Genomic DNA, 25,087 nt, shown 5'->3' with positions numbered 1-25,087 from the left:
AATACAATGGGAGAATCAATTCTTTTTACTATCCAAAATGAACATATTGCATTGATCACCTTAAACAGGCCTCAGGCTGCAAACGCTCTTTCAGCGGAAATGCTTCAAAACCTGCAATTGATTCTACAGGAAATTGAATTCAACTCGAACATCCGCTGCGTCATCCTCACAGGCACCGGTGAAAAAGCGTTTTGCGCAGGGGCAGACCTAAAAGAACGGATAAAACTGAAAGAAGATCAGGTCCTGGAAAGTGTATCTCTCATTCAAAGAACGGCGGTATTACTTGAAGCCTTGCCGCAGCCAGTCATAGCTGCGATAAACGGAAGCGCATTAGGCGGCGGGCTTGAATTGGCATTGGCATGCGACCTTCGAATCGCAGCCGAATCAGCCGTGCTGGGCCTTCCGGAAACAGGGTTAGCTATTATCCCAGGCGCTGGAGGGACCCAAAGGCTGCCCCGGCTGATTGGCAGAGGAAAAGCAAAAGAATTAATTTATACAGGCAAACGTGTAACCGCACACGAAGCAAAAGAAATAGGCCTTGTAGAGCATGTCACGGCTCTCTGTGACCTCATGCCAAAAGCAGAGGAACTGGCCGCAGCCATTTCCGCCAATGGGCCAATCGCTGTCCGCCAGGCTAAATTTGCAATCAATAAAGGGTTGGAGACAGATCTTGCTACAGGTCTGGCGATTGAACAAAAAGCATATGAACATACCATTCCAACAAAAGACAGGAGAGAAGGGCTTCGGGCGTTTCAAGAAAAAAGACAGGCCGTATATAAGGGGATATAAAAGGGGGGCATTGCTCATGGATTATGAAAAGGAACGAACAGAACGGGCCGAACGGATCCGAAAAGGCGGGGCGGAAAAGTATCATCAGAGCAACAAAGAAAAAGGCAAGCTCTTTGTCAGAGAGCGGCTTGCTCATTTGTTTGACGATGACATTGAATGTGAAGACGCATTTTTTGCGGAATGTATGTCAGACGGGCTTCCCGCTGATGGAGTGGTGACGGCCATCGGCAAAATCGGCGGCCAAACCGTTTGCGTTATGGCCAATGACTCAACAGTGAAAGCAGGCTCATGGGGAGCAAAAACCGTTGAAAAAATCATCAGAATTCAAGAAACAGCCGAAAAATTAAACTGCCCGCTCATTTATTTAGTTGATTCGGCTGGCGCCAGAATCACAGACCAAATCAATGTATTTCCAGGGAGACGCGGCGCGGGAAGAATTTTTTACAATCAAGTCAAATTATCGGGACGCATTCCGCAAGTTTGCCTGCTTTTCGGACCGTCCGCAGCAGGGGGCGCTTATATTCCGGCCTTCTGTGACATTGTCGTTATGGTAGAGGGTAACGCCTCCATGTATTTAGGCTCGCCGAGGATGGCGGAAATGGTCATTGGCGAAAAAGTGTCTCTCGAAGAAATGGGAGGGGCCCGTATGCATTGCTCAATCTCCGGCTGCGGAGATATTCTTGCAGAAACTGAAGAAGAAGCCATACGTCTGGCACGGACTTATTTATCGTACTTTCCGGCTAATTATCAAGAAAAAGCGCCTATGCAAGAGAAACGCCCGCCAAAACAATTCGACATCCCGCTTGCCGACGTCATTCCGCAAAACCAAAATGCGCCTTTTGATATGCAAGAGCTGATTGAGCGGGTCATTGATGAAGGCTCATTTTTTGAGATTAAAGCCTTATTTGCACCGGAAATATTGACGGGACTCGCACGAATTCACGGACAGCCTGTCGGCATTATCGCTAATCAGCCAAAGGTAAAAGGAGGCGTCTTATTCCACGATTCAGCAGACAAAGCGGCTAAATTTATTACCTTATGTGACGCGTTTCATATCCCATTGCTGTTCCTAGCAGATATCCCCGGCTTTATGATCGGCACAAAGGTAGAACAAGCGGGGATTATCAGGCACGGTGCAAAAATGATTTCAGCAATGTCGGAAGCAACTGTTCCAAAGCTCTCTGTCATTGTCCGAAAAGCGTACGGAGCGGGGTTGTACGCAATGGCAGGCCCCGCATTTGAACCGGATTGCTGCTTAGCGCTCCCAACCGCCCAAATCGCCGTTATGGGCCCTGAAGCAGCTGTAAACGCCGTCTATGCTAAAAAAATCGCCGAGCTGCCGAAAGAAGAGAGGGCGCAATTTATCAACAGCAAACGGGAAGAATACAAAGAGGACATCAATATATACCGCCTGGCTTCAGAAATGATCATTGATGCCGTGATACCAGCCAATTCGCTGCGTGATGAGCTGGCCAAACGGCTCAAGGCATACATGACAAAAGAAATGACATTTACCAATCGAAAGCATCCGGTTTATCCTGTATAAATAAGCAGGGACTTAAGGAGCGCAAAAAGCGTTCCTTATTCATTTACAATAATTATATTATGTAAACAAATTACCCTTGCATAAAACACCATGTTTTTTAGAATAGTAAATAAAAGCTGCCGCACCTCTAGCGGCAATTTCCAGTTCATCATAAAAAGGGGCCTGCATGATGTATCATTTATATTCACATAACGACTTGGACGGAGTAGGTTGCGGAATCGTAGCAAAATTGGCATTTGGGAAAGATGTTGACGTCCGGTATAACTCTGTCAACGGCTTAAACGCTCAAGTGCAGTACTTTTTAGAAAAAGCGAAAGAAAGTAACAGACAAGACGCATTATTCATCACCGATCTCGCCGTCAACAAAGAAAATGAAGAGAGATTAAATGAGTATGTTCATGCGGGAGGAAAAGTGAAGCTGATTGATCATCATAAAACAGCGCTTCATCTGAATGAGCATGAATGGGGATTTGTCCAAGTGGAATACGACGATGGAAGGCTCTCATCTGCGACATCGCTTTTATATGGCTATCTCGTTGAAAATGGCTTCATGAAACCGACAAACGCATTAGATCAATTCACAGAGCTCGTACGCCAATATGATACATGGGAATGGGAACGATATGAACAAAAACAGGCGAAGCGGCTTAATGATCTTTTCTTTCTGCTGTCAATCGATGAATTTGAAGAAAAAATGATTCAGCGTCTCTCTGTGCATGACGATTTTTTCTTTGATGATTTTGAAGAAAAGCTGCTTGACCTAGAAGACGAAAAAATCGAACGCTATCTCCGCAGAAAGAAAAGGGAAATGGTGCAAACCTTTGTTCATGAACACTGTGTAGGTATCGTTCACGCAGAATCGTACCATTCAGAGCTTGGAAACAGGCTTGGAAAAGAAAATCCCCACCTTGATTACATTGCAATATTAAGCATGGGGTCAAAACGGGTCAGCCTGCGCACCATACATGATTACATCGATGTGTCAGAAATTGCGGGCCGATACGGAGGCGGAGGGCATGCAAAGGCATCCGGCTGTTCTATAACCGACGAAGTCTATGAATTGTTTGTTGCTGAAGCATTCCGGATTGAACCTGTCCGCCCAGATGCTTTCCGTAATATATATAACCTAAAGGGATCGGCGAACGGAGCATTATATGAAAATCGCGCACAAATGAGATTTTTTCTGTTTCCATTAGACAACGAGTGGAATATCCAAATTAACGGAGAAACCCAGGATAAAACATTCGCAGCTTTTGAAGAAGCAGAGTGGTTTATAAAAAGAAATTATGCAGCATCACTCGTGTGGGATGAAGTATTTGTCGCATTTTTAGCGGAGCATTTGAAGCAGGCAAATCAGCATCGCAGATAAAAAATATGCATAGGGGAGAATCAATCATCCCTATGCACATCCGCTAGCTATCGTTTAAATATAGCTGCACGTTTTTTAATCAGAAAATAAAGGGCGATAACGACAATAGCCAGTATCATAATCGGCGTAGTATAAGTGCCCGCTATGTTCTCAACGTCATCCCACTGACTTCCGAGCTGAATGCCTAAATAAACAAAGAGGATAGACCATGGAATGATAGCAAGTACAGTCAGTACCACAAATTTAAGAAACGGCATTTTGGCAATGCCTGCGGGAATGGATATCGCATGTCTGACAACTGGTATAAAACGTGCCGAGAAGACAACACCCGTTCCGTACTTTTGAAACCAGTTTTCTGACATGTCAATATGATGCTTTTTAATCAATAAGTACTTCCCGTATTTGTCCAAAAACGGTCTGCCGCCATAGCGTCCGATCCAATAAATAAAGATCTGGGCAATGGTGCCCCCGATAACACCCGCAATGATTGCGCCAATAAATCCAATCGTGCCTTCCGATACCATATAGCCGCCATAGGCCAATACAATTTCACTCGGAATAATTTCAATCATCAAGCCAATCGCAATGCCCGCATATCCCATGTTCGTCAGCCATGTTAAAATTTCGCTTATCAAACTGCCCACATTCTTCACACCTGTCCTAATCTTTTTCTCTATTATATGACTGATTGACGAGCAAGATGGTTACAATTTTTTATCGCAGCAATTCTTTCGTTTCCCGTTTGATCACATCTTCTAAATAGGCCAAAAGCTGAGATCTCATTTCGGGGCGCATTAAGCCGATTTCAGTGCTCGCTTTAAAACAGCCCAGCTTATCGTCAATGTCATATCGATTTCCTTCCAGCAGCCGGGCATGGATAGGCTGCTCACGGCAAGCTTCACGAAGCGCATCTGTAAGCTGAATTTCGTTGCCCGCGCCTCTGCCAATGGACTTTAAAACGGGGAAGATCGATGAATTCAGCACATAACGTCCCATCACGGCGATTTCCGAAGGTGCTTCTTCAGGAAAAGGCTTTTCCACTAAATCTTTCACTTCAAATACAGATCCGTGAGAAGCTGATGCATTGATAATACCATATTTACTGACATCCTCAGGCAGAACGGACTGTACACCGACAACCTCTGTACCGTATGCATTGTATACATCCATTAATTGCCGAAGAGCCGGTGTTTCAGACACCATAATATCATCGCCTAAAAGGACCGCAAACGGCTCATCGCCAATAAAATGTTCTGCGCACAAAACGGCATGTCCCAATCCAAGAGGCTCCTTCTGTCGAATATAATGGATATTCGCAAGATTTGCAATGTCCTGCATCTCGTCTAAGAGATCTGTTTTTCCTTTTTCAATCAAATTCTGTTCAAGCTCAATGGATCGGTCAAAATGGTCTTCAATCGCTCGCTTATTACGCCCTGTAATAATCAAAATATCCTCAATACCTGACTGAACCGCTTCCTCAACGATATATTGAATAGCAGGCTTATCAACGATAGGGAGCATTTCCTTAGGCTGAGCTTTCGTTGCCGGTAAAAAACGTGTTCCTAAACCTGCTGCTGGGATGACGGCTTTTCTGATTTTTTTCATTTCCTTCACTCCATTTCAATTTTCTTACATCAACTCTGATTTTTTCAGCGGATCGCGGAAGACCCAGAGACGATTCCCGATAAAATTAATGATCATACCGCCGACAGTTGCAATCAATTTGCTGATGAGAAGAGACAATCCGGCTTTTTGAAGTCCGGATAGCAGCAAAAACGTCATGCCAGACGCTGCGAGATTAACGGCGATAAACCGAATCATTTCCTGTTTGTCGGCTTTTTCTTTCACTTCAAACGTCCAAATCCGATTCCAAATATAACTGTTGGCGATTCCGGCCGTATAAGAACAAACCTGGGCAATGAGATATGGCACATGTAAAGCGGTTAAAAGGAAAAATACACAAAAGTCAATAAGCGTGTTGCCAACGCCAACGGTACAAAAACGTATAAGCGTAGTGGTTTGTTTTTTCAGCATAACGGCATACCAATTTACCTCCAATCGAAGAGCAGTAGTGGCCGCGGAAGCCATCTTGTATAATTACTTTAAAGAATAGAGTTGAATAAACAATTACTAAAATATGAACAAACCATTAAAAAAGAAGGAGAGGACGATAACGAAAAACTTCTGCAGCCTGTGTTTATTTTTCTTAGTTTACATAATATATATTCTAGGAAGTAAACAAAATAAAAGAATTTCTGTCTCAACTCAAAAGTATACTTAAGTTAGTGAGACAGAAGATGAAATTTTACTATTGAGTGTCCAAATCAAAAAAATGGCGTTGTCAATCCATAATATATTGCTTCTAAATCTCCCAGCGTCATATCGCCATATGCGCATTTGATAACCGAGTCAGCAAATACATCGTAGTCATAATCTGTAGAAAAACTTTGCTGCAGCTGTTTTTCATAAGCTTCAATCTGTTCTTTTTGATGTTGGATATCATTTTCCTTACCCGGATAGTCCGGACCATTTATCGCATTATTCATTTCTTTGAACAGCATCATATACTGCTTCAGTGTTTCATCCACAACCTAACCTCCTTTTTTTGCTGTATAAGATGATGAAAACGGACATCATTGCTGATGCCCGCCAAAAGCTAAACTGATCTGGGTTCCGTTCCCCAAATAAGTTTTCCATGTTTATATAGTGTGATTTTTTTCATTGATTTAAACGCATTTGATTGGAAAAAATCCAATCCTCGCGTTGTGCATAATTGCTCCAGTCATCATTCTGAAGACAAAGCTGTATATTCTCTGTGCTGTGTTTGCTCGCTCCTGGTGACAGCGTTCCATTTTTAAACCCTAGTTCCAGATCTGGTTTCCGTTCGTACTACCATCACCTGCTCTGTATTGCACAGAGAAGCTGTTTTTTTGTTTGGGTTAATCTTGTGTTGGCGTTTCAACGCTTCCCTTCATCGAATTTTGGTGCCGAGAATGTTTTCTCTTACGAACGTTCCTGAAGCGGATAAATCTGATAACAGCCACCCTCCTGTTTTAGATGCTCCCGGCTTTAAAGCTGAAGAAGATTCCTGCTTATCAGAAAGGTTCCAGTTTACCCAACTGATGTTCTTGCTGTTGAGATAATTTAGCCATTCCCGTGACTGGTTAAGAAATACTCCGCCATTTCCAGAAGCATCGCTTGTCCCCCACTCCGTCACAAAAATAGGTGCTCCTTTGCTGAGTGCATAGTTTGCTTTATCCCGTAAAAACTGGCCATGTGTGCCGGCATAAAAATGAAGCGCGTACATGACATTTGCATCCTGAAGCTGATCATCGGCAGCATCATTCACATCTTGGCTCCATGTGCCGGTACCGACAATGATGATATTGTCGGGATCGTTTTTGCGGATAACGGGAATCACTTCTTCCGCATACGGTTTAATATCACGCTTCCAGTTCACATCGCCGTTTGGTTCGTTCGCAATTTCATAAATCACGTTTGGCGTGCTTCCGTAAAGGCTTGACATTTCCTTGAAGAATTCTTTTGCCTTCTCTTTATTTTGGTTAGGATTGCCGTCATTTAAGATATGCCAGTCAATGATGACATATATCCCAAGCTCTTTTGCCGCTTCAACCGCTTCTTTTACTTTGTTTTTCACAGACGGATTATCAATATAACCGCCGTCTGCCGTATACATCGCCGCTCGGAAAACCGTAATGCCCCAATCGTCTCTCAGCCATTTTAAGGTGTCTTTATTGACAAAATCACCATACCATTGCAATCCATGTGAACTGATCCCCTTCAGCTGCACCGCCTTTCCGTCTTGATTGACTAGCTGTGTTCCTTTTATGCTTAGCTGCCCATTTATGGATACTGGCGTTTCCCCCCCTGCTGCAGATGCTTGTGGAGCAGGCATACCGCCGATTGCTAGTAATGCAATGAATAAACATACGATTAAATTAGAGACTGAACGTTTCATATAGAATATTCTTTCCTCCTTTAAATCATTATGTGCTTAGCAACTCACAGCTCTCCTCCCTTTTTTGTAGCACGGACTCATTGTAAAAAACCTTTCTCATGATTGTCTATCAACCTAATTTCTTGTTTTTAGGCGGTTTAAAAGGCTGCCAATTTGCTCTTTTTGTCTTGTTTCAGATACTGCTAATACAGGTAGACCACATATAAAAGTGTTTAACCAGGACTTTACACGTTGCTTTTTTATGAAATCATAACATTCCGCTTCTTTTCGCCAAATAAAAAGGCTGCATTCAATTTGAATGCAGCCGAGTTCTTATACTTCTTGTCTTTCATCATCCCAAGTTTCAGTGTTTTTAAGACCCGGGATGTTTTTCGCTTTGAATACAGGATCAAGTCCTTGTTTACGCTGTTTCGCGTAATCTTTATACACTTTGTGAGCAACGTTCGACAGCAGTGTAATAACAATTAAGTTAATCAGCGCCATGATCCCCATAAAGAGGTCCGCCATGTCCCATACAATCTGGAACCCTGCTACACATCCAAAGACCACCATAGCAATAACCGCGATGCGGTAAATATTCAGCCATGTTTTGCTTGTTTTAATAAATTCAATGTTTGTCTCACCATAATAATAGTTTCCGACAACTGAACTAAAGGCAAACAAGAACATTGCGATTGCTATAAAACCAGGCGCCCAACCTCCAATATGATGGCTCAGAGCAGCCTGTGTCACTTGGATGCCGTCTCCTTTTGGTGTTACACTGTATAGTAAAATGATAAACGCTGTAGATGTACATACGATAAATGTATCGAAAAACACGCCTAATGTTTGAATAAAGCCCTGCTTTGCCGGATGCGAAACATGAGCTGTCGCAGCAGCGTTAGGCGCGCTACCCATTCCCGCTTCGTTAGAGAAAAGCCCGCGCTGTGCACCGATGACGATGATCGCTCCCAGTCCTCCGCCAACAACTTGTTCAAATCCCAAAGCATTTTTGACAATTGTCGCAATTACGCTTGGGAATGCAGAAATATTGGTGAACACAACATATAGTGCAATGAGAATATAAAGACCCGCCATTACCGGAACAATCAATTGTGTCACTGCGACTACACGTTTTAAACCGCCGAAAATAATAAAAGCCGTTAAAGCAGCAAGAACAATAGCCACAACTGTTTTGTTCACATGAAATGCGCCTTCTAACGCTCCCGCAATTGTATTGGATTGAACAGCGTTAAAAATTAAACCGAATGATACAGTAATTAAAACAGCGAATACGATGCCGAGCCACCTGACTCCAAGACCTTTTTGAATATAGTAAGCCGGTCCGCCGCGGAAATCGTTTCCGTCCTTCACTTTAAAAAGCTGTGCTAACGTACTCTCAACAAAGCTTGAAGCCATACCTACAGCAGCTACAACCCACATCCAAAAGACAGCGCCTGGACCGCCTGTCGCAATTGCTAAGGCAACACCAGTCAAATTGCCTGTCCCGACTCGGGATGCGGCAGAAATAAAGAACGCCTGCATAGATGTTACACCTTTATTTCCTTCAGACTTCTCACCTACTATTCTGAACATTTCAATAAAATAACGGAATTGGATAAAACCAAAACGAAGTGTAAAAAATAGTCCAAGTCCTATTAAAATATAAAATAAATAGTTCCAGATAAAATCACTTGGAATATTGATCAAACTGTTGAAAAAAGACTCCATATTGACCTCCCGTTTTCATCAATTCATTGTGAATTCATATTTGATGTTAGATTTTTTAACATAACGAGTTTTATTATATCACAATATGTCGAATTAGGAAGTTTTTTCGTGAAGGTTATTGTCTTAGACTGATGTTTTACTCCTTTTATCCCCTCATTCTCTATTATTTTCCTATGAATAAAGGTATTTCTTATAAGTAAGAGTTCTCTTTTTATAAAGTAAGATTTCTTTCCTGCCACCTTCTGTTCTTTGATAAATAAACTCATAAATCCTAAACAACCAACATATCTTTTAAAATGTGTTTTTATTCACATCTTAGATCGGGTATACATACACTAATAAAAGAAATTATCCTTTCAAAAATATGCAAAAAGATATATACTTAACAAAGTGAAATTTATTTTTAAATTTAATAAATCAAGTTTACTTTTAGAATGGATTAGGGTATTATTATAAAAATATTCAGTAATATTAAAGGAGGGGAGATCAATTGAAAAAGTAACGATACTAAAAGCGTCCATCTTATTTTTGGCGATTGCCAGTTTTCATTTGTTCTCAATTCCCCACGCCTTTGATATCGGCCATCATTATAAAGCTGTAGCTGACCAGCAAGAAATGCATGAGATGAAAGCCGGCCAAAATGCTGATGATGAGAAGAAATCCTTCACAGGAGCATTTGCGCTTACTGCTTTATGGGCAATGGCTGTTCTGCTTCTGACCGCTGAAAGCAAAAGTACGGGCTACTCCCGTAGGCGCCAGCGGAAAAAAAGCTTTATACTGGCCAAATTTTATCAATCGTCTTATTTCGGCAAACCTCATGTTCAACATCACCCGATTATATAACGAAAATATGAGGAGGCTGTTAAACATGTTGTTTATCTTAAGAATGGTGATTTTAGGCTTGTTTTCTTTCACAGCACTGAATTTATTTGTATGGCAAGGAATCGAATTTGTTCATGCCTTTACAGATCTTTTCACCAGCCATGAAAGCTAATTGAAAATGAAAAACGAAACCCGCTCATATCACATGAGCGGGTTTTTTATTATTGTTCTGTATGAAGGCGCCAAACAGCTGTAACCTTGCCTGATTCCTCTTCATCAATAAAGAAAGAGCCATTGCTGTACCTGTCGTTGGTCCGCAGGTCTTTTGCCAGCAGTTCTTTTCTTTCGCCTTTTTCGGTTTCCACCATAAGTCGCTGTTCAAGACCGCAAGCGAACAGTGCTACGACCCGGTGAGGATTTTTCTTCAGTTCCCTTAGCATAACAACACCGCGTTTTGCACGGGATGTTTTTTCAAACTCGGAAAGACTCATGCGTTTCACCGCTCCCCGCTGTGTGAACAATACAATTGAATTAGATTCTTGAAGAATTTCCCCGGAGACAACAAAGTCATCTTCTTTTAAGTTAATCCCTTTGACACCAGCAGCGCGCGCGCCAACTACATTTACTTCGTCTTCTCCAAACCATAAACCGTACCCTAGGTGAGTGGCCATAAAGATCTGGCTTTCCCCATTTGTTACATGTACATCAATCAGTTCGTCTTCACCCTTCAGATTTAAGGCCACAAGCGCTTTAGAATAACGCTGTGCTTTATAATGAGTGAGCTCTGTCTTTTTCACCATTCCGTTTTTCGTAAAGAATAATAGATACGCCGACGGATCAAATTCTTTTATCGGTATGGCCTTTACAATCGTTTCATCACGGTCAATGGTGATCATATTTGAAAAATGCTGGCCCATGTCCTTCCATCTAATATCAGGCAGCTGGTGAACCGGACAATAGATGTAGCTTCCTTTGTTCGTAAAGAGCAGCAGCACATCCGTCGTATTCATTTCAAACTGATGCAGCATCCTGTCCGTATCTTTCATCCCGAAATCCTGGCCATTGGAAGCGGCAAATGAGCGCTGGCTCGTCCGTTTTAGGTAACCATCCTTCGTAACGGTCACATATACATCCTCAGACGCAACCATAACTTCAAGGTTAATCTTAATTTCCTCAATTTTTTCTTCAATGACGGAGCGTCTCGTGTCTGCATATTTCTTTTTCAATGCTTTTAAGCTGTTTGTAATCACTTTTAACAGCTTTTTATCATTGCTCAGAATGGATTCGAGCTCTTCAATTTTTTTACCAAGCTCTTCTGCCTCTTCTTTCAGTGCTGTGATATCTGTATTGGTTAAACGATAAAGCTGCAATGACACGATGGCTTCAGCCTGAGGCTCTGTAAATTCATATTTTGCAATTAAGTTGTTTTTAGCGTCACGTTTATCGCTTGAAGAACGAATTGTTGCAATGACTTCATCCAGAATGGACAAAGCTTTCATGAGTCCTTCTACGATGTGATGTCTGTCTTTTGCTTTTTGAAGCTCATAAACGGACCGGTTTGTGACGACTTCCTTTTGGTGGCCGATATATGCATCCAAAATAGACGGCAGGCTCATCAACATCGGGCGGCGATTATGAATAGCCACCATGTTAAAGTTATAGGTGATTTGCAAATCAGTATTTTTATATAAGAAATTCAAAATGCCATTGGCATCCGCTTCTTTTTTCAGTTCAATGACCACTCTCAGCCCAGTTCGATCCGTTTCATCACGAACCTCTGAGATGCCTTCAACCTTTTTATCAATGCGGTACTCGTCCATTTTTTTCACAAGGTTTGCTTTATTTACTTCAAATGGAATCTCCGTAATGACAATTTGTTCACGTCCGCCTCTGATTGTTTCAATTTCAGCTTTTCCGCGGATAATGATTTTTCCTTTTCCGGTTTCATAGGCTTTTTTTATGCCGTCAACGCCTTGAATAATACCGCCTGTCGGAAAATCAGGCCCTTTAATGACTTCCATGAGTTCATCAACAGAGCAAGATGGCATTTGAATGCGCTTGATAACAGCATCAATGACTTCTCCCAGATGATGAGGGGGAATGTCGGTCGCATATCCCGCTGATATCCCGGTAGATCCGTTGACCAATAGGTTAGGAAACATCGCCGGGAGTACGACAGGCTCCTTGCTTGTATCATCGAAGTTCGGCACAAATTCAACTGTATTTTTGTCAATATCCCGAAGAAGCTCAGAAGCGATCGGTGATAATCTCGCTTCTGTATAACGCATGGCTGCCGGGGGATCCCCGTCGATGCTTCCGTTGTTCCCATGCATTTCAATTAACACATTTCGCACTTTCCAATCCTGGCTCATCCGCACCATTGCTTCATAAACCGAACTGTCACCGTGCGGATGATAGTTACCGATGACGTTACCAACCGTTTTAGCCGCTTTTCTGAAGTTTTTATCAAACGTGTTTCCATCTGTATGCATCGCATACAGAATTCTGCGCTGTACGGGCTTTAAACCGTCTCTTGCATCAGGAAGCGCCCTGTCTTGAATAATATATTTACTATAGCGTCCAAAACGGTCGCCGATCACCTCTTCTAATGGTAAATCATGAAATAATTCTGGCTGTGACAACATTAAACCTCCTCAGCGACCGATAAGTTTTCATTTTCTAAAATATTGCTTTCTTCATCTAAGCCGAAAGCGACGTTTTTCTCAATCCACTTTCTGCGCGGCTCAACTTTGTCTCCCATTAGCGTAGTAACACGTCTCTCTACTCGTGCCGCATCGTCAATTTTGACTCTTACAAGCGTACGGGACTCCGGATTCATCGTCGTTTCCCACAGCTGGTCTGCGTTCATCTCTCCAAGACCCTTATATCGCTGAATGGTATAACCTTTGCCGACTTTTTTCAGCACATCATCCATCTCTTCATCAGACCATGCATATTCAATGATTTCCTTTTTCCCGCTACCTTTACTGACCTTATATAAAGGAGGAAGTGCAATGAACACTTTGCCATGTTCAATCAGCGGCTTCATATAGCGATAGAAAAAGGTAAGAAGCAGCACTTGAATATGAGCGCCGTCCGTATCTGCATCGGTCATAATGATGATTTTGTCGTAGTTGATGTCATCGATTGAGAAATCCGCTCCGACTCCCCCGCCGATCGCATGAATGATCGTATTGATCTCTTCATTTTTAAAGATATCAGCAAGCTTAGCTTTTTCCGTATTAATGACTTTCCCGCGTAAAGGCAGAACCGCTTGGAATCTGCGGTCTCTTCCCTGCTTTGCTGACCCGCCTGCCGAATCACCCTCAACGAGATACAATTCATTTTTTGCCGGGTTTCTCGAACCCGCAGGCGTCAGCTTCCCGCTTAATGTCGCTTCTGATTTTTTTCGTTTTTTGCCGCTTCTTGCTTCTTCGCGGGCTTTGCGTGCCGCTTCGCGGGCCTGGCTTGCTTTGATTGCTTTTTTGACAAGAAGCGTTGCAGTATCCCGGTTTTCCTCTAAAAAGTAAGCAAGCTGCTCTGAAACAACCGCATCAACTGCTGATCTCGCTTCACTAGTACCAAGCTTTCCTTTTGTTTGTCCTTCAAATTGGAGAAGCTCCTCAGGAATCCGAACAGAAATAATGGCTGAAAGCCCTTCTCTTATATCGGTGCCCTCCAGGTTTTTATCTTTTTCTTTCAGCAAAGCCACTTTTCGCGCATATTCATTAAAAGCACGTGTCATCGCTGTTTTTGCACCTGACTCATGAGTCCCGCCGTCTTTTGTTCTTACGTTGTTAACAAACGATAAAATGTTTTCAGAATAGCCGTCGTTAAACTGGAACGCAAAGTCCACTTCTATTGAGTGATGCTCCCCCTCAAATGAGACCACTTCAGACAAGGCGTCTTTTTCCTCATTTAAATAAGCGACAAACGATTCTATGCCGTTCTCATAATAAAAGACCTCATGCTGATCATTGCGCTCGTCAATCAGCTCAATTTTTAATCCTTTTAACAAAAACGAAGATTCTCTTAAGCGTTCAGAAAGCGTTTCAAAATTATAAGTCGTTGTGCTGAACATCGTAGGATCTGGCTTAAAGTGCGTTAACGTTCCTGTCTTTTTTGTTTTGCCGATCTTTTCGAGAGATGTAATTGGTTTTCCTCCGTTTTCAAAACGCTGCTGATAGACGAAACCGTCCCGCTCAATGGTAACCGTCAGCCATTCAGATAAAGCATTCACAACTGATGCACCAACTCCGTGCAGCCCTCCGCTTGTCTTATAGCCGCCTTGACCAAACTTTCCTCCGGCATGAAGCACCGTTAAAATCACTTCAGGGGTTGGTTTGCCGAGCTTATGCATTCCGGTTGGCATGCCGCGGCCTCTATCCTGTACAGATATACTGTTGTCTTTATGTATTTTGACGATTATGTGATCTCCATGGCCGGCAAGCACCTCATCGACAGAGTTATCTACAATTTCATAAACCAAGTGGTGCAAGCCCCGTGCGTCAGTAGAGCCAATATACATACCCGGTCTTTTTCTGACGGCCTCAAGGCCTTCGAGCACCTGTATGGCATCTTCGTTGTAATCAAATTGCTGTTTTCTAGCCAAACGTACAAACCCCTTTCAAAAACTAACATTGTCTTTCTCTTTTTCAGTGTTACACCATCAATTGTATAAAGTATTTGTTATAAACCTCGCCTCGAGCCGGTACTGCCTTGGACTCCTCATTATAACCAATATGTTGGCAATCGCAACATAGCGCTAACGAATCAGTTCGCAAAACATCGAATAGTGCTGTTTTTACACTATGAGAACGTATGTTTGTTTATTATATATAAAGCAGCAGACCTTCGCAAATCGAACGGCCGAAATCCAGCTAGACAAGGTATTCAAAAAAAGCTGTTCAAGCTTTATTGTATCTGTTTCACCGTAATACGCAAACAATATCTTAAAATTAAAAAGCAAAAATCCTTGAGTTCACAAGGATTTTTGCAGTTCTGCACCTATTTTGTTACAGCGTGCGCTACTTTTATGCACAGATCCATGATAACCGTTCTGTCTTTTTGCTTTAGCATCTGGTAAGCTTCTTCGTTTACCAGCCCTTGCTGTGCCCAAAATACTGGAGCGTCTGTCTCCAAAAACTCTTCCGCCACGACTGGCAGCTGTTCTGAGCGCCGGAATACATTGACGATGTCAATCGTACCCTCAATCTCTTGTAAAGATGAAACGGCTTTGACACCAAGTGCCTCATTAATTGTAGGATTGACGGGAATGATTTCATAGCCCGCATCCTGCATTGCTTTGGAAACCATATGCGACGTTCTATCCGGCCGGTCTGAAAGCCCCACTACCGCAATTCGCTTGCTTTGATCAAGAATCTCTTTAATTTCCGCTTTGGAAGGGTTTTGCATCATGTACCACTCCTTTTCATCTATTTTACCCGATCAAAATGTAAGAAATCAAAATATGATGCATGTTTGATTGGATTTGTAAGCAAACTTTACAAAAAACTTATCATCAGATTATGATATCTCATGTTAAAATAGAAAGAAGGGAATTTGAAAAAGGAGAAATGTAGATGTTAATTGCTTTATTGATTATTTTGGCCTACCTGATAGGCAGTATTCCATCTGGCTTAATTGTGGGCAAGCTTGCCAAGGGAATTGATATTCGGGAGCACGGAAGCGGCAACTTAGGAGCTACCAATGCATTCCGTACATTGGGCGTAAAAGCTGGTTCGGTCGTTATAGCCGGGGATATTTTAAAAGGAACGCTGGCAACTGCATTGCCTTTTCTCATGCATGTTGATATCCATCCGCTTCTTGCAGGAGTCTTTGCGGTTTTAGGCCACGTGTTCCCCATCTTCGCCAAATTTAAAGGCGGCAAAGCCGTGGCAACGTCCGGAGGCGTTTTGCTATTTTACGCACCTTTGTTATTTATCACGATGGTCGCGGTATTTTTCATCTTTTTATACTTGACTAAATTTGTTTCTCTGTCATCAATGTTAACAGGGATCTATACTGTTATATATAGTCTCTTTGTCCATGATAAGTATTTATTGATTGTCGTTACCCTGCTCACTATATTTGTGATATACAGACACCGGGCGAACATTAAACGAATTATCAATAAAACAGAACCTAAAGTGAAATGGTTATAAACCTTCTCTTTTGACACAGATTAGCCTAGTACGTTTATAATAGAGAAAATTCAAAAGAAGAACGAAGGGGTGTTCTGTAATGAATATGACAATTAACGAAGACGCACTGAACTGGTATAAGGAAGAGCTCGATTTAGAAAGCGGAGACCAAGTTCGCTTTTTCGTCCGCTACGGCGGCTGCAGCAACGTTCAAAAAGGATTTTCTCTCGGAGTGGCGAAAGATGCCCCACAAGAGGCTGGAGCCACTGCAGAAGCCGGCGGCATCACCTTCTTTATTGAAGAAAGTGATCTATGGTACTTCGATAACCACGACCTACTAGTCAGCTATTCAGCGGACGCTGATGAACCGGTTTTTGAATACCAATAAAAAAAGAACGCACGTTAAGTGCGCTCTTTTTTTTATAAATCAAATCTTATCAGATGATCTGTCAGGTTTTCTTGTTCCAAAATATATTTTTGTGTCTCTCCCAGCAGGTCAAAGTGAGGAAATTCACTTTTTTTATGTATCCATTCTTTTTTTAAACCGTACGCCGCTCCCCACTGAATCAGCTTATCAATATCTGCACAGCCTGCTTTTGTCACAGTCTTTGCTCCCGGAAACCGGTCATCCAGCCAGTAATGTGTTAAAAATGCGATTTCTCCTCTTTTCACTGCTTGTTTCCAGCGGTTGAGTTCTTCACGTTTCACACCAAACGCCATATCTTGTTCACTTCCCTATTTCTTGGCCTTTTCATATGCTTCGTGCCAATCAGGGAAAGCTTTACGGAACTGAATAGGCTTAAAGCTCTCTTTATCTACACAAATATGAGATGAGGTGGCTTCGATGGAAAGCTCACCGGCCGGATTGTAAATGTGATATCCATAGATGGTTTTAAAGCCGTTGTATTGCTCTATCCATGTGTGCACAACCGCAGTTTCTCCATAATGAAGCGGCTTTTTATAAGAAATATTGATATCAACGACTGGAGACAGGACACCTTTCTTTTCCATATCACTGTATAAAAATCCTAAATCCTTAATCAGAGCCGTTCTGCCGACCTCCATCCACACAAGATAATTGGCGTGATAGACAATCCCCATTTGATCTGTTTCTGCGTAACGCACTTCTATTTCTTTTTTTGATACATGCAATATTACTCTGCTCCCTTAATGTCAATTTAGCCCCATTTTACCATAATCAAATCAGAAAGAAAAAAACCAGGTTTCCCTGGTTTTTAAGAGCGGTATCCGTTTTCTCTCGCTGCAGATTCGTCTTGAATTTCATTGCGAAATGCTTCGATGCTTTGTTCGCGTCTAGCATTTTTTTCTTTGATGCGCTGTTTATCTTCTCCTGAAGCAAACTCCATTGATGCTTCTGCTTCTTCTATGTTTTCAATTGTATTTTGAACCATATCCTGCAATTTTTCTACATTATCAGAACGGTCATCAGGATTAGACTGCTGATATTGATTTTGGTTCTTTGTCATTCGGATGTACCCCCTAGAATTAAACTTGATTCGGCGCTACTCGCCTTTTGTCTGCATGATGATCGGCTGCTGTCCGGAAGTATCATGCATTTTTTCCCCTTTATTGGCTTTATATTTTACAGGCTTTGTACCCAAGTGGCTTGGCGCATATTGAGGCTGACCGTTTTTCTTGTTGTTTCCCATGTTTATCCCTCCTCAACAGATAGGATTCTCTAAAGGAGGGGTAAACATGAATACAAATTAAAGGTTATTTTTGCTTAAATCGCTGTTCAAGCTTTTCCTCAAGCTGATTTAAATACTCCGTATTGGTCATCAGCTCTTTTTTGTTTTCCATGACGAGCTCATGAAAGGAACGCTTTCTCATCTTCTTCACCCTACTCACCTCCGCATATTCTTTTATTTTTCCCAATTCTGAAAACTTGTAAGCATATCTGAACATAAAAAAACTGAATCTAATCAAGATCCAGTTTTTGTTCCATTTCTTTTTTTGTCATAGTGCCAATGTGTATGTCTTGAATAACACCTTTTTCATTTAAGATATACGTCGTTGGGTATGACATCACATTATAATCAGCATTGACCCCTTTTTTATCAATCAAAATAGGAAACGTTAAATCATACGTATCGGCAAATGTCCGGACCTGTTTCTCGCTTTTCTCAGCTGAAGTGAAATTTACCGCAACAACCGCAAGTTCGTCGGCGTGTTCTTTTTGCAGCTGTTCCATCGCCGGCATTTCCTGGCGGCACGGTTTACACCAAGTCGCCCAAAAATTGAGCAATACTTTTTTGCCTTTTGTGTCCTGTAAGGAACTTTTCTCTCCCGATAGCGTTCTCAAAGAAAAGTCAGGTGCTTGCTGTCCCTCTTCAATCCCAACTTCTTCTTTGCTGTACGTTTGATACAAATTCCATCCCATATAACCGGCAAGCATGATAAGCAGGATCCCTGCGAGCCATTTTTTTAGCATATGCCACCTCCGCAGCACACTTTGTCATAAAAAGAAGAGAAAGCAGAATGCCTTCTCTTCCTATTGATTCATCAGGACTGTTTCATTTTTTCACGAAGCACCATTTGCAGGATGCCGCCATGGCGATAGTAATCAATTTCCACTTCACTATCAAAGCGGACGACTGCTTCAAATGTTGTTACATGACCATCTTCATTGATTGCTCTTACTGTCACAAGGTCACGAGGACGAACTGTTTCATCAACATCAACCTCGATAACTTCTTTACCTGTTAAACCGAGTGTTTCCGCATCTTCCCCTTGTTTAAACTGAAGCGGCAGCACACCCATGAATACAAGGTTGCTTCTGTGAATTCTTTCAAAGCTTTCAGCAATTACCGTTCTGATGCCGAGAAGGTTTGTTCCTTTTGCAGCCCAGTCACGTGAAGATCCCATACCATAGTCTTTTCCTGCTAATACGACAAGACCTGTTTTATCTTCTTTATATCTCATGCACGCCTCATAGATGGACGTTACTTCACCAGTCGGCCAGTACGTTGTATATCCGCCTTCTGTACCCGGTGCGATTTGGTTTTTGATGCGGATGTTTGCAAATGTTCCTCTCATCATAACTTCATGGTTTCCGCGGCGGGAACCGTAGGAGTTAAAGTCGCGAGGGGAAACGCCTTTTTCTTGCAAATACTTTCCGGCAGGCGTGTCTTTTCCAATTGCCCCCGCAGGAGAAATATGGTCAGTTGTGACTGAATCGCCGAATTTACCGACAACACGCAAACCTTTTAATGGTTCAACCTTACCTGGCTCAACAGACATTTCTTCGAAGAATGGCGGATTTTGAATGTAAGTTGACTCGTTATCCCATTTATATAGCGCTTCATCTGTTGTTTCAATTTCGTTCCATCGCATGTTGTCATCAAATACTGTTTCATACTCTTTGCGGAAGAGCTCAGGCGTAACAGTTTGCTTAACAAGTGAATTGATTTCGTCCATTGACGGCCAAATATCGTTAAAGTATACGTTTTGACCATTTTTGCCCACACCGATCGGATCAGTTTTCAGATTAATGTTTACCGTTCCAGCCAGCGCATATGCTACAACGAGCGGCGGAGAAGCAAGATAGTTGCCTTTAACAAGCGGGTGAATACGCCCTTCAAAGTTACGGTTTCCGGAAAGGACAGATGTAATCAGAAGATCATTTTTCGCAACCGCTTCTTCAATTTCTGGTGAAAGCGGACCTGAGTTTCCGATACATGTTGTACATCCGTACCCCACGAGGTTAAAACCAAGCTCTTTCATGTATGGAAGAAGGCCTGAATTCACAAGATATCCTGTAACAACTTTAGATCCCGGTGCAAGTGACGTTTTTACGTAATTAGGCACTTTAAGCCCTAACTCAACCGCTTTTTTCGCTACGAGTCCGGCACCGATCAGAACGTACGGGTTGGATGTATTCGTACAGCTTGTGATCGCAGCAATGGCGATCGCTCCCGTTTTCATAACTGTTTCTTCGCCGTTCAGAAGTTTAAACTTAATTTCTTTTTCTTCTTCTTCAGCATCCATACCAAATCCTTGGTTACCCGCAGGGCTGACTAAATGCTTTTTAAACGTTTCCTGCATGGCAGAAAGCGGGATCAAATCCTGAGGGCGTTTTGGACCTGATAAGTTTGCTTCAATTTGAGACAGGTCAATTTCAACCACATCAGTAAATTGAGGGTCTTCCACATCTGGAGTGTAGAACAAGCCATTGCTTCTGCAGTATGCTTCGACAACATCAATGTGTTCAGGATCACGGCCTGTCAGGCGCATATAGTTTAGCGCTTCTTCATCTACTGGGAAGAATCCGCATGTAGCACCGTATTCCGGAGCCATGTTCGCAATAGTTGCACGATCTGCAAGCGGCAGTTCAGCAACTCCAGGCCCAAAGAATTCGACAAACTTGCCGACAACGCCTTTTTCACGCAGCACCTGTGTCACTTTTAACGCCAAGTCAGTAGCTGTTGTTCCGTTCGGAAGCTTGCCGACAAGTTTCGCGCCAATAACCTCAGGAACTGGGAAGTAAGAAGGCTGTCCAAGCATTCCCGCTTCAGCTTCAATTCCGCCGACACCCCAGCCAAGAACGCCAATACCGTTAATCATTGTTGTATGTGAGTCTGTTCCGACAAGCGTATCAGGGTATGTTACAAGTTCACCGTCTTCTTCAATTGCATGGACGACACTTGCCAGGAACTCTAGGTTTACCTGGTGCACGATACCTGTTGCAGGCGGCACTGCCTGATAGTTATTAAACGCTTTCTTTGCCCAGCTTAAAAATTTGTAGCGCTCTGCATTTCTTTTGAATTCCAAGTCCATATTAATAGCTAACGCATCTTCTGTGCCCGCTTTATCAACCTGTACTGAGTGGTCGATAACGAGATCAACAGGAATTTCGGGGTTAATTTTATCAGGATCTCCGCCGACAGCTGCCATTGCTTTCCGCAGTGAAGCAAGGTCTACTACTGCCGGAACCCCTGTGAAATCTTGTAAAATAACACGAGACGGTTTAAACGGAACGTCGATTTCCTTTAATTCGGCAGTTCCCCATTTTGCCAAATTTTCCACGTGTTCTTTTTTGATGACGAATCCGTCAACTTGACGCAATACTGATTCTAATAGAACTTTGATGGAATAAGGAAGCTTCGAAACCTTCCCGATACCTGAATCTTCTAACGCCTTTAAAGAGTAGTAATGATATGTTTTCCCATTAGTAGTAAACGTTTTTCTCGCTTGGAAAACGTCTTTTGTTGCAGTTTTTTGCTCGTTTGCCATTCTCCAAAATCCCCCTTCAGATCAGATCATTCTCAGATGAAGTAAATTCCATCACAATTTTCTCACAATTTCATATTAAAACAAAATCATACATAAGTAAATATCAATGTTTTTATTAAATACAATAAGTTCGGCTTATCGGACAAATGTACCGGTAATTATTACTGTTTATGCTCCCTCATATAACACAACAAAAGGAGCCATATTATGATTGAGGTGATAATGATGGTCAAAAGAAAAGCGAATCACGTAATCAACGGAATGAATGACGCGAAAAGCCAAGGCAAAGGCGCCGGCTACGTTGAAAACGACCAGCTTGTACTAACTGAAGCTGAACGCCAAAATAATAAGAAAAGAAAAACCAATCAATAACACCGGACTCTTTTAAGGAGGTTCTCATGATATGACCAATAAAAATACAAGTAAAGATATGCATAAAAACGCCCCTAAAGGACACAACCCGGGTCAGCCGGAGCCTCTCAGCGGAAGCAAAAAAGTGAAAAATCGAAACCACACAAGACAGAAGCACAACTCAAGCCATGATATGTAAGAAAAGCAGACCTTAGTGTCTGTTTTTTGATGCGTTCACCCATTTCTGATAATCCGCATATGATGTAAAGCAAGGTTGATATGTGGAGGAATGCTTCCATGACCCATTCAAAACGTAATGATGCTAATGATTTCGATAGTATGGATGAATGGCTTCGGCAATTGTTTGAAGACCCCTTCGCCTGGTACGACGAAACATTGCCTATTGATTTATATGAAACAAGTCAGCAGTATATAATTGAAGCGGATCTGACTTTTTTACAGCCGACACAAGTAACAGTTACCCTGTCTGGCTGCGAGTTCATCTTAACAGTCAAATCGTCAGGGCAGACTTTTGAAAAACAAATAAGGCTTCCTTTTTATTTTAATGACAAAACCATTCAAACCGAATGCGAAAATCAAATACTCACAGTTGCCGTCAATAAAGAAGTAGGAGATGGTTCTTCTTTCTCTCTTCAATTTCCTCTCAGCTAATATAAAAAGTCACTTTCATCCCCTATTATGAAAGTGACTTTTTTTCCGTCCATTTATCGTCAAATACCCTCTAGTGACTCTCCCATGGCCAAATAGCAGATTCACTATACAATAGGATATGATCTACTATCTCTTTTGACTAGACGTCTATCACTTTTTTCTATTCTTTTTTTACTGTGTTCTTCTAATCTCTCTTCGTATACAATATGGTTAGAATAAGGGGGGAATGATTGATGCTGGAAGGCTGGTTTTTGTGGTTTATTCTGTTTTGGGTGATCATGATGGTTGTCTTATTATCAATCGGCGGTTTTTTTATGTTTCGAAAGTTTTTAAAGCGTTTACCGAAAGAAGACGGAAGGTCAGAGCTTGATTGGCAGGATTACTATATCGAAAACAGCATGCATTTGTGGAGCAATGAAAACAAACAATTTCTTAACGAATTGGTTTCGCCGGTTCCGGAGCTGTTCAGAGATGCAGCAAAAGCCAAAATCGCAGGTAAAATCGGTGAGCTTGCATTAGAAGAAAAGGTATCAAAGATTGATCAGCAACTAATGATCAGAGGTTATATTCTCGCAACTCCTAAAAGAGACCATACCTTCTTAAAAAGACATCTGCAGGACAAAAAAATTGATCTCGAACCTTATCAGACCCTTCTCAAATAAAAAACCTTTCCTGATAGAAGGAAAGGTTTTTTAATTCATTTGAATATTAGCTGACTGCAGCTCGTTATGAAGTTTTCGATATGATAAATACATGGCGATTCTCCACGGTACAATCATACCGAAAGCCAAAATCCAAAACATTCCGCTCAGTGCGCCGTAATCAATTGTTGTGCTCAAGATCGATTTCATCACGATTCTGATCACCAAAAGACCGACTAATATAAATGCAAATGCTTTAGAACGTTTCATGTAAATTTCATTATTTCTAATTTCAAACTTAGACGTTTTGATGAGAAAAATTGAGAAAATCACGCCTAAAGTGATCGCTTCTAAAAACTCTGCACCAGTGACCCAAAATACCGGAAATAAAAACATTAACGCTCCCGTACTCATAAAAATCGGCGGAAGAATGATTTTTTTCGGTGAGACGGGCTTGTCAGAGGACTTTATTCTGATCACCATCACAGCTACAGCCATTAACACAGCAATAATCGATGAAACTATAATCATCATACTTATCATTCCTTTGTTTCTAGGAGTGTTGATACTATATACTATACTCCAAAATAATAAAAAAAACCATTTTGAAAAGAAATGACGTTACTATCCCATAACGCGGCTAATAGCTTCTAACACTTTTGTTTCCTCGAACGGCTTGACAATAAAGTCCTTTGCTCCCAACTCAATCGCTTCCGTTACAATTCTTTGCTGGCGCATGGCGGTGCACATGATGACCTTCGCTTTAGGATCGAAGGTTAAGATATCACGAAGCGCCTTAATGCCGTTTTTCACCGGCATTGTAATATCCATAGTCACGATATCTGGCCGCAGTTTTTTATACAGGTCCGCTGCTTGCTCACCGTCCGCCGCTTCTCCTGCAATTATGTAATTTGCCTCTTCCAAGATCTCTCTGATTTTCACCCTCATGAACTTGGCGTCGTCTACAACTAAAACTCTTGTCATATTCCCCTCCAACAATCGATTTCCACAGATAATAGTCTTATTGTACCAAAAACAAAAGGACTAGTAGTAGTACGAAAGTAATTTACGGTTAAAAACCAGTAAATCCTCCAAAAAGATCAGACAGCAAAATAATGATTAGGCTCATCCAATTAAAGAATAACAGCACACCAATCACAATCATCAAAACGCCGCCTGCTTTCATGATCAAAAGCTGATTCTTTCTTATCCACTTCAGCTTTGTGATAAAGAAAGACAATAAAAGAAACGGAACAGCAAAGCCAAGTACATATAACATCATGTATGGTACCGCTGAGCCTGGATTTGTGCTAGCAAGTGTGATAACAGCAGCTAATATCGGGCCGGTACATGGCGTCCATCCCGCCGCAAATGCCATTCCAATTAAGATAGAACCTAAAAACCCGGTTGGTTTATGCTTAAAATGGATTCTCCGCTCTTTCATCATAGCCTCAGGCCGGAACACACCGAGCGTAATAAAGCCGAACAAAATAATAAGCAACGCGCCAATTTGCCGTATCGCATCGTGATAATCCCTAAACAGGCTGCCAACAAAAGATGTTCCATAGCCTAAAGCGATAAAAATGACTGAAAAGCCAAGCAAAAAACACAAAGTATGAAACAAGCTTCTTTTCTGTAGCAGCAGCTTTTCTGTTTTCACATCATCCATACTGACCCCTGTAATATATGACAAGAAAGCTGGGTAAAGCGGCAGGCAGCAAGGCGAAATAAAGGATAAAAATCCCGCTCCGAATGTCAAAAAATAATTCACGTCTCCCATGTCATCATCCCTTCATGATTTGACATTCCTTC

29 protein-coding genes and 1 pseudogene are annotated in these 25,087 nt (G+C 41.9%); 11 read left to right on the top strand and 19 right to left on the bottom strand.

The annotated features are described in order from the left end of the window. Positions 1-6 precede the first annotated feature (6 nt). The 3 genes from MOF34_RS20115 to nrnB all read left to right on the top strand — a co-directional run bounded on the left by MOF34_RS20115 (position 7) and on the right by nrnB (position 3,704). Positions 7-789, top strand: a complete 783-nt coding sequence (locus MOF34_RS20115) for an enoyl-CoA hydratase (RefSeq protein ID WP_268401489.1) — start codon at positions 7-9, stop codon at positions 787-789. 10 nt (positions 790-799) lie between these two features. After that, positions 800-2,335: an acyl-CoA carboxylase subunit beta gene (locus MOF34_RS20110; protein ID WP_268401487.1), complete on the top strand. Its 1,536-nt coding sequence runs from the start codon at positions 800-802 to the stop codon at positions 2,333-2,335. 169 nt (positions 2,336-2,504) lie between these two features. Further along, on the top strand, positions 2,505-3,704 hold the full coding sequence (gene nrnB, locus MOF34_RS20105; RefSeq protein WP_268401486.1) for an oligoribonuclease NrnB: 1,200 nt from the start codon (positions 2,505-2,507) through the stop codon (positions 3,702-3,704). A gap of 47 nt (positions 3,705-3,751) precedes the next feature. Here nrnB and MOF34_RS20100 read toward each other — a convergent pair whose 3' ends face one another. From MOF34_RS20100 to MOF34_RS20075, 6 genes and pseudogenes are all read right to left on the bottom strand, one after another. Then, positions 3,752-4,348: a DedA family protein gene (locus MOF34_RS20100; protein WP_019714549.1), complete on the bottom strand. Its 597-nt coding sequence runs from the start codon at positions 4,346-4,348 to the stop codon at positions 3,752-3,754. Positions 4,349-4,418: 70 nt separating this feature from the next. After that, on the bottom strand, positions 4,419-5,309 hold the full coding sequence (gene galU / locus MOF34_RS20095) for a UTP--glucose-1-phosphate uridylyltransferase GalU (protein WP_268401485.1): 891 nt from the start codon (positions 5,307-5,309) through the stop codon (positions 4,419-4,421). Positions 5,310-5,333: 24 nt separating this feature from the next. Next, positions 5,334-5,738 (bottom strand): GtrA family protein, encoded by a 405-nt coding sequence (locus MOF34_RS20090; RefSeq protein ID WP_268401483.1) that lies wholly within the window; start codon positions 5,736-5,738, stop codon positions 5,334-5,336. A 290-nt stretch (positions 5,739-6,028) separates the two neighbouring features. After that, positions 6,029-6,292 carry a YnfE family protein gene (locus MOF34_RS20085; RefSeq protein WP_268401482.1) on the bottom strand — a complete coding sequence of 88 codons (264 nt, stop codon included), beginning with the start codon at positions 6,290-6,292 and terminating at the stop codon, positions 6,029-6,031. Between the two features lie 68 nt (positions 6,293-6,360). Beyond that, a pseudogene (locus MOF34_RS20080) lies at positions 6,361-7,683 on the bottom strand (glycoside hydrolase family 5 protein). A gap of 312 nt (positions 7,684-7,995) precedes the next feature. Continuing rightward, positions 7,996-9,393, bottom strand: a complete 1,398-nt coding sequence (locus MOF34_RS20075) for an alanine/glycine:cation symporter family protein (RefSeq protein ID WP_268401481.1) — start codon at positions 9,391-9,393, stop codon at positions 7,996-7,998. A gap of 489 nt (positions 9,394-9,882) precedes the next feature. Between MOF34_RS20075 and MOF34_RS20070 the strand changes: the two genes are divergently transcribed. Both MOF34_RS20070 and MOF34_RS20065 read left to right on the top strand, forming a co-directional pair. Next, positions 9,883-10,236, top strand: coding sequence for a hypothetical protein (locus MOF34_RS20070; protein ID WP_268401532.1), 354 nt, complete (start codon positions 9,883-9,885; stop codon positions 10,234-10,236). Between the two features lie 25 nt (positions 10,237-10,261). Further along, a complete protein-coding gene (locus MOF34_RS20065; RefSeq protein ID WP_014113948.1) occupies positions 10,262-10,387 on the top strand; it encodes a hypothetical protein in 126 nt (41 codons plus the stop codon). A gap of 49 nt (positions 10,388-10,436) precedes the next feature. Here the strand turns inward: MOF34_RS20065 and parC are convergent, their stop codons facing one another. From parC to MOF34_RS20050, 3 genes are all read right to left on the bottom strand, one after another. After that, positions 10,437-12,857 (bottom strand): DNA topoisomerase IV subunit A, encoded by a 2,421-nt coding sequence (gene parC, locus MOF34_RS20060; protein WP_268401479.1) that lies wholly within the window; start codon positions 12,855-12,857, stop codon positions 10,437-10,439. A gap of 2 nt (positions 12,858-12,859) precedes the next feature. Continuing rightward, a complete protein-coding gene (parE, locus tag MOF34_RS20055; RefSeq protein WP_268401478.1) occupies positions 12,860-14,827 on the bottom strand; it encodes a DNA topoisomerase IV subunit B in 1,968 nt (655 codons plus the stop codon). 395 nt (positions 14,828-15,222) lie between these two features. Then, positions 15,223-15,630: a CoA-binding protein gene (locus MOF34_RS20050; RefSeq protein WP_268401477.1), complete on the bottom strand. Its 408-nt coding sequence runs from the start codon at positions 15,628-15,630 to the stop codon at positions 15,223-15,225. A 167-nt stretch (positions 15,631-15,797) separates the two neighbouring features. On the opposite strand from MOF34_RS20050, the gene plsY reads away from it, so the two are divergent. Next, positions 15,798-16,379 carry a glycerol-3-phosphate 1-O-acyltransferase PlsY gene (gene plsY / locus MOF34_RS20045; protein ID WP_252685486.1) on the top strand — a complete coding sequence of 194 codons (582 nt, stop codon included), beginning with the start codon at positions 15,798-15,800 and terminating at the stop codon, positions 16,377-16,379. Between the two features lie 79 nt (positions 16,380-16,458). Continuing rightward, positions 16,459-16,746 (top strand): HesB/YadR/YfhF family protein, encoded by a 288-nt coding sequence (locus MOF34_RS20040; RefSeq protein ID WP_014113944.1) that lies wholly within the window; start codon positions 16,459-16,461, stop codon positions 16,744-16,746. Between the two features lie 32 nt (positions 16,747-16,778). On the opposite strand, the gene MOF34_RS20035 is transcribed toward MOF34_RS20040, so the two are convergent. The 7 genes from MOF34_RS20035 to acnA form a co-directional block, all read right to left on the bottom strand. Next, positions 16,779-17,078, bottom strand: a complete 300-nt coding sequence (locus tag MOF34_RS20035) for a hypothetical protein (RefSeq protein WP_268401476.1) — start codon at positions 17,076-17,078, stop codon at positions 16,779-16,781. Positions 17,079-17,093: 15 nt separating this feature from the next. After that, positions 17,094-17,510: a YbgC/FadM family acyl-CoA thioesterase gene (locus MOF34_RS20030; RefSeq protein WP_268401475.1), complete on the bottom strand. Its 417-nt coding sequence runs from the start codon at positions 17,508-17,510 to the stop codon at positions 17,094-17,096. 83 nt (positions 17,511-17,593) lie between these two features. Further along, a complete protein-coding gene (tlp, locus tag MOF34_RS20025; protein ID WP_019714534.1) occupies positions 17,594-17,845 on the bottom strand; it encodes a small acid-soluble spore protein Tlp in 252 nt (83 codons plus the stop codon). 36 nt (positions 17,846-17,881) lie between these two features. Then, complete coding sequence (sspN, locus tag MOF34_RS20020) at positions 17,882-18,028, bottom strand: acid-soluble spore protein SspN (RefSeq protein ID WP_003221249.1); 147 nt, start codon at positions 18,026-18,028, stop codon at positions 17,882-17,884. A 64-nt stretch (positions 18,029-18,092) separates the two neighbouring features. Further along, positions 18,093-18,218, bottom strand: coding sequence for an FbpB family small basic protein (locus MOF34_RS20015; RefSeq protein ID WP_003244964.1), 126 nt, complete (start codon positions 18,216-18,218; stop codon positions 18,093-18,095). A gap of 79 nt (positions 18,219-18,297) precedes the next feature. Next, entirely contained in the window at positions 18,298-18,810 is a 513-nt protein-coding gene (locus MOF34_RS20010; protein WP_268401474.1) for a redoxin domain-containing protein, read from the bottom strand. Positions 18,811-18,881: 71 nt separating this feature from the next. Continuing rightward, complete coding sequence (gene acnA, locus MOF34_RS20005) at positions 18,882-21,611, bottom strand: aconitate hydratase AcnA (protein WP_268401473.1); 2,730 nt, start codon at positions 21,609-21,611, stop codon at positions 18,882-18,884. Between the two features lie 225 nt (positions 21,612-21,836). Here acnA and sspO point away from each other — a divergent pair, with 225 nt between their 5' ends. The 4 genes from sspO to MOF34_RS19985 all read left to right on the top strand — a co-directional run bounded on the left by sspO (position 21,837) and on the right by MOF34_RS19985 (position 23,296). Next, positions 21,837-21,983: an acid-soluble spore protein SspO gene (gene sspO, locus MOF34_RS20000; RefSeq protein WP_003221239.1), complete on the top strand. Its 147-nt coding sequence runs from the start codon at positions 21,837-21,839 to the stop codon at positions 21,981-21,983. Between the two features lie 31 nt (positions 21,984-22,014). Next, positions 22,015-22,161, top strand: coding sequence for a small acid-soluble spore protein P (locus tag MOF34_RS19995; RefSeq protein WP_003221237.1), 147 nt, complete (start codon positions 22,015-22,017; stop codon positions 22,159-22,161). An 80-nt stretch (positions 22,162-22,241) separates the two neighbouring features. Beyond that, on the top strand, positions 22,242-22,634 hold the full coding sequence (gene cotM, locus MOF34_RS19990) for an outer spore coat protein CotM (protein WP_268401472.1): 393 nt from the start codon (positions 22,242-22,244) through the stop codon (positions 22,632-22,634). A gap of 233 nt (positions 22,635-22,867) precedes the next feature. Continuing rightward, the gene (locus MOF34_RS19985; RefSeq protein WP_003221232.1) at positions 22,868-23,296 is read left to right on the top strand and encodes a DUF2621 domain-containing protein; all 429 of its coding nucleotides are present in this window, start codon (positions 22,868-22,870) and stop codon (positions 23,294-23,296) included. A gap of 30 nt (positions 23,297-23,326) precedes the next feature. Here MOF34_RS19985 and MOF34_RS19980 read toward each other — a convergent pair whose 3' ends face one another. From MOF34_RS19980 to ccdA, 3 genes are all read right to left on the bottom strand, one after another. Further along, positions 23,327-23,818, bottom strand: a complete 492-nt coding sequence (locus MOF34_RS19980; RefSeq protein WP_080010291.1) for a CcdC family protein — start codon at positions 23,816-23,818, stop codon at positions 23,327-23,329. An 81-nt stretch (positions 23,819-23,899) separates the two neighbouring features. After that, a complete protein-coding gene (locus MOF34_RS19975) occupies positions 23,900-24,259 on the bottom strand; it encodes a response regulator (protein WP_019714527.1) in 360 nt (119 codons plus the stop codon). 88 nt (positions 24,260-24,347) lie between these two features. Next, entirely contained in the window at positions 24,348-25,055 is a 708-nt protein-coding gene (ccdA, locus tag MOF34_RS19970; protein WP_268401471.1) for a cytochrome c-type biogenesis protein CcdA, read from the bottom strand. Positions 25,056-25,087 lie beyond the last annotated feature (32 nt).

Source organism: Bacillus sp. T17B1, from assembly GCF_026796395.1.
Classification (GTDB): domain Bacteria; phylum Bacillota; class Bacilli; order Bacillales; family Bacillaceae; genus Bacillus; species Bacillus spizizenii_A.
The sequence above is the reverse complement of the archived record's forward strand: the minus strand, read 5'-3'. Positions and strand labels throughout refer to the sequence as shown.

Bases quoted from the DNA above. Each gene is read 5' to 3' on its own strand.
- MOF34_RS20115 (WP_268401489.1), top strand. From the start codon at position 7: ATGGGAGAATCAATTCTTTTTACTATCCAAAATGAACATATTGCATTG.
- nrnB (WP_268401486.1), top strand. From the start codon at position 2,505: ATGTATCATTTATATTCACATAACGACTTGGACGGAGTAGGTTGCGGA.
- galU (WP_268401485.1), bottom strand. From the start codon at position 5,309: ATGAAAAAAATCAGAAAAGCCGTCATCCCAGCAGCAGGTTTAGGAACA.
- MOF34_RS20090 (WP_268401483.1), bottom strand. From the start codon at position 5,738: ATGCTGAAAAAACAAACCACTACGCTTATACGTTTTTGTACCGTTGGC.
- MOF34_RS20075 (WP_268401481.1), bottom strand. From the start codon at position 9,393: ATGGAGTCTTTTTTCAACAGTTTGATCAATATTCCAAGTGATTTTATC.
- MOF34_RS20065 (WP_014113948.1), top strand. From the start codon at position 10,262: ATGTTGTTTATCTTAAGAATGGTGATTTTAGGCTTGTTTTCTTTCACA.
- MOF34_RS20050 (WP_268401477.1), bottom strand. From the start codon at position 15,630: ATGCAAAACCCTTCCAAAGCGGAAATTAAAGAGATTCTTGATCAAAGC.
- plsY (WP_252685486.1), top strand. From the start codon at position 15,798: ATGTTAATTGCTTTATTGATTATTTTGGCCTACCTGATAGGCAGTATT.
- MOF34_RS20040 (WP_014113944.1), top strand. From the start codon at position 16,459: ATGAATATGACAATTAACGAAGACGCACTGAACTGGTATAAGGAAGAG.
- MOF34_RS20035 (WP_268401476.1), bottom strand. From the start codon at position 17,078: ATGGCGTTTGGTGTGAAACGTGAAGAACTCAACCGCTGGAAACAAGCA.
- tlp (WP_019714534.1), bottom strand. From the start codon at position 17,845: ATGACAAAGAACCAAAATCAATATCAGCAGTCTAATCCTGATGACCGT.
- sspN (WP_003221249.1), bottom strand. From the start codon at position 18,028: ATGGGAAACAACAAGAAAAACGGTCAGCCTCAATATGCGCCAAGCCAC.
- MOF34_RS20010 (WP_268401474.1), bottom strand. From the start codon at position 18,810: ATGCTAAAAAAATGGCTCGCAGGGATCCTGCTTATCATGCTTGCCGGT.
- acnA (WP_268401473.1), bottom strand. From the start codon at position 21,611: ATGGCAAACGAGCAAAAAACTGCAACAAAAGACGTTTTCCAAGCGAGA.
- sspO (WP_003221239.1), top strand. From the start codon at position 21,837: ATGGTCAAAAGAAAAGCGAATCACGTAATCAACGGAATGAATGACGCG.
- MOF34_RS19995 (WP_003221237.1), top strand. From the start codon at position 22,015: ATGACCAATAAAAATACAAGTAAAGATATGCATAAAAACGCCCCTAAA.
- cotM (WP_268401472.1), top strand. From the start codon at position 22,242: ATGTGGAGGAATGCTTCCATGACCCATTCAAAACGTAATGATGCTAAT.
- MOF34_RS19985 (WP_003221232.1), top strand. From the start codon at position 22,868: ATGCTGGAAGGCTGGTTTTTGTGGTTTATTCTGTTTTGGGTGATCATG.
- MOF34_RS19980 (WP_080010291.1), bottom strand. From the start codon at position 23,818: ATGATAAGTATGATGATTATAGTTTCATCGATTATTGCTGTGTTAATG.
- MOF34_RS19975 (WP_019714527.1), bottom strand. From the start codon at position 24,259: ATGACAAGAGTTTTAGTTGTAGACGACGCCAAGTTCATGAGGGTGAAA.
- ccdA (WP_268401471.1), bottom strand. From the start codon at position 25,055: ATGGGAGACGTGAATTATTTTTTGACATTCGGAGCGGGATTTTTATCC.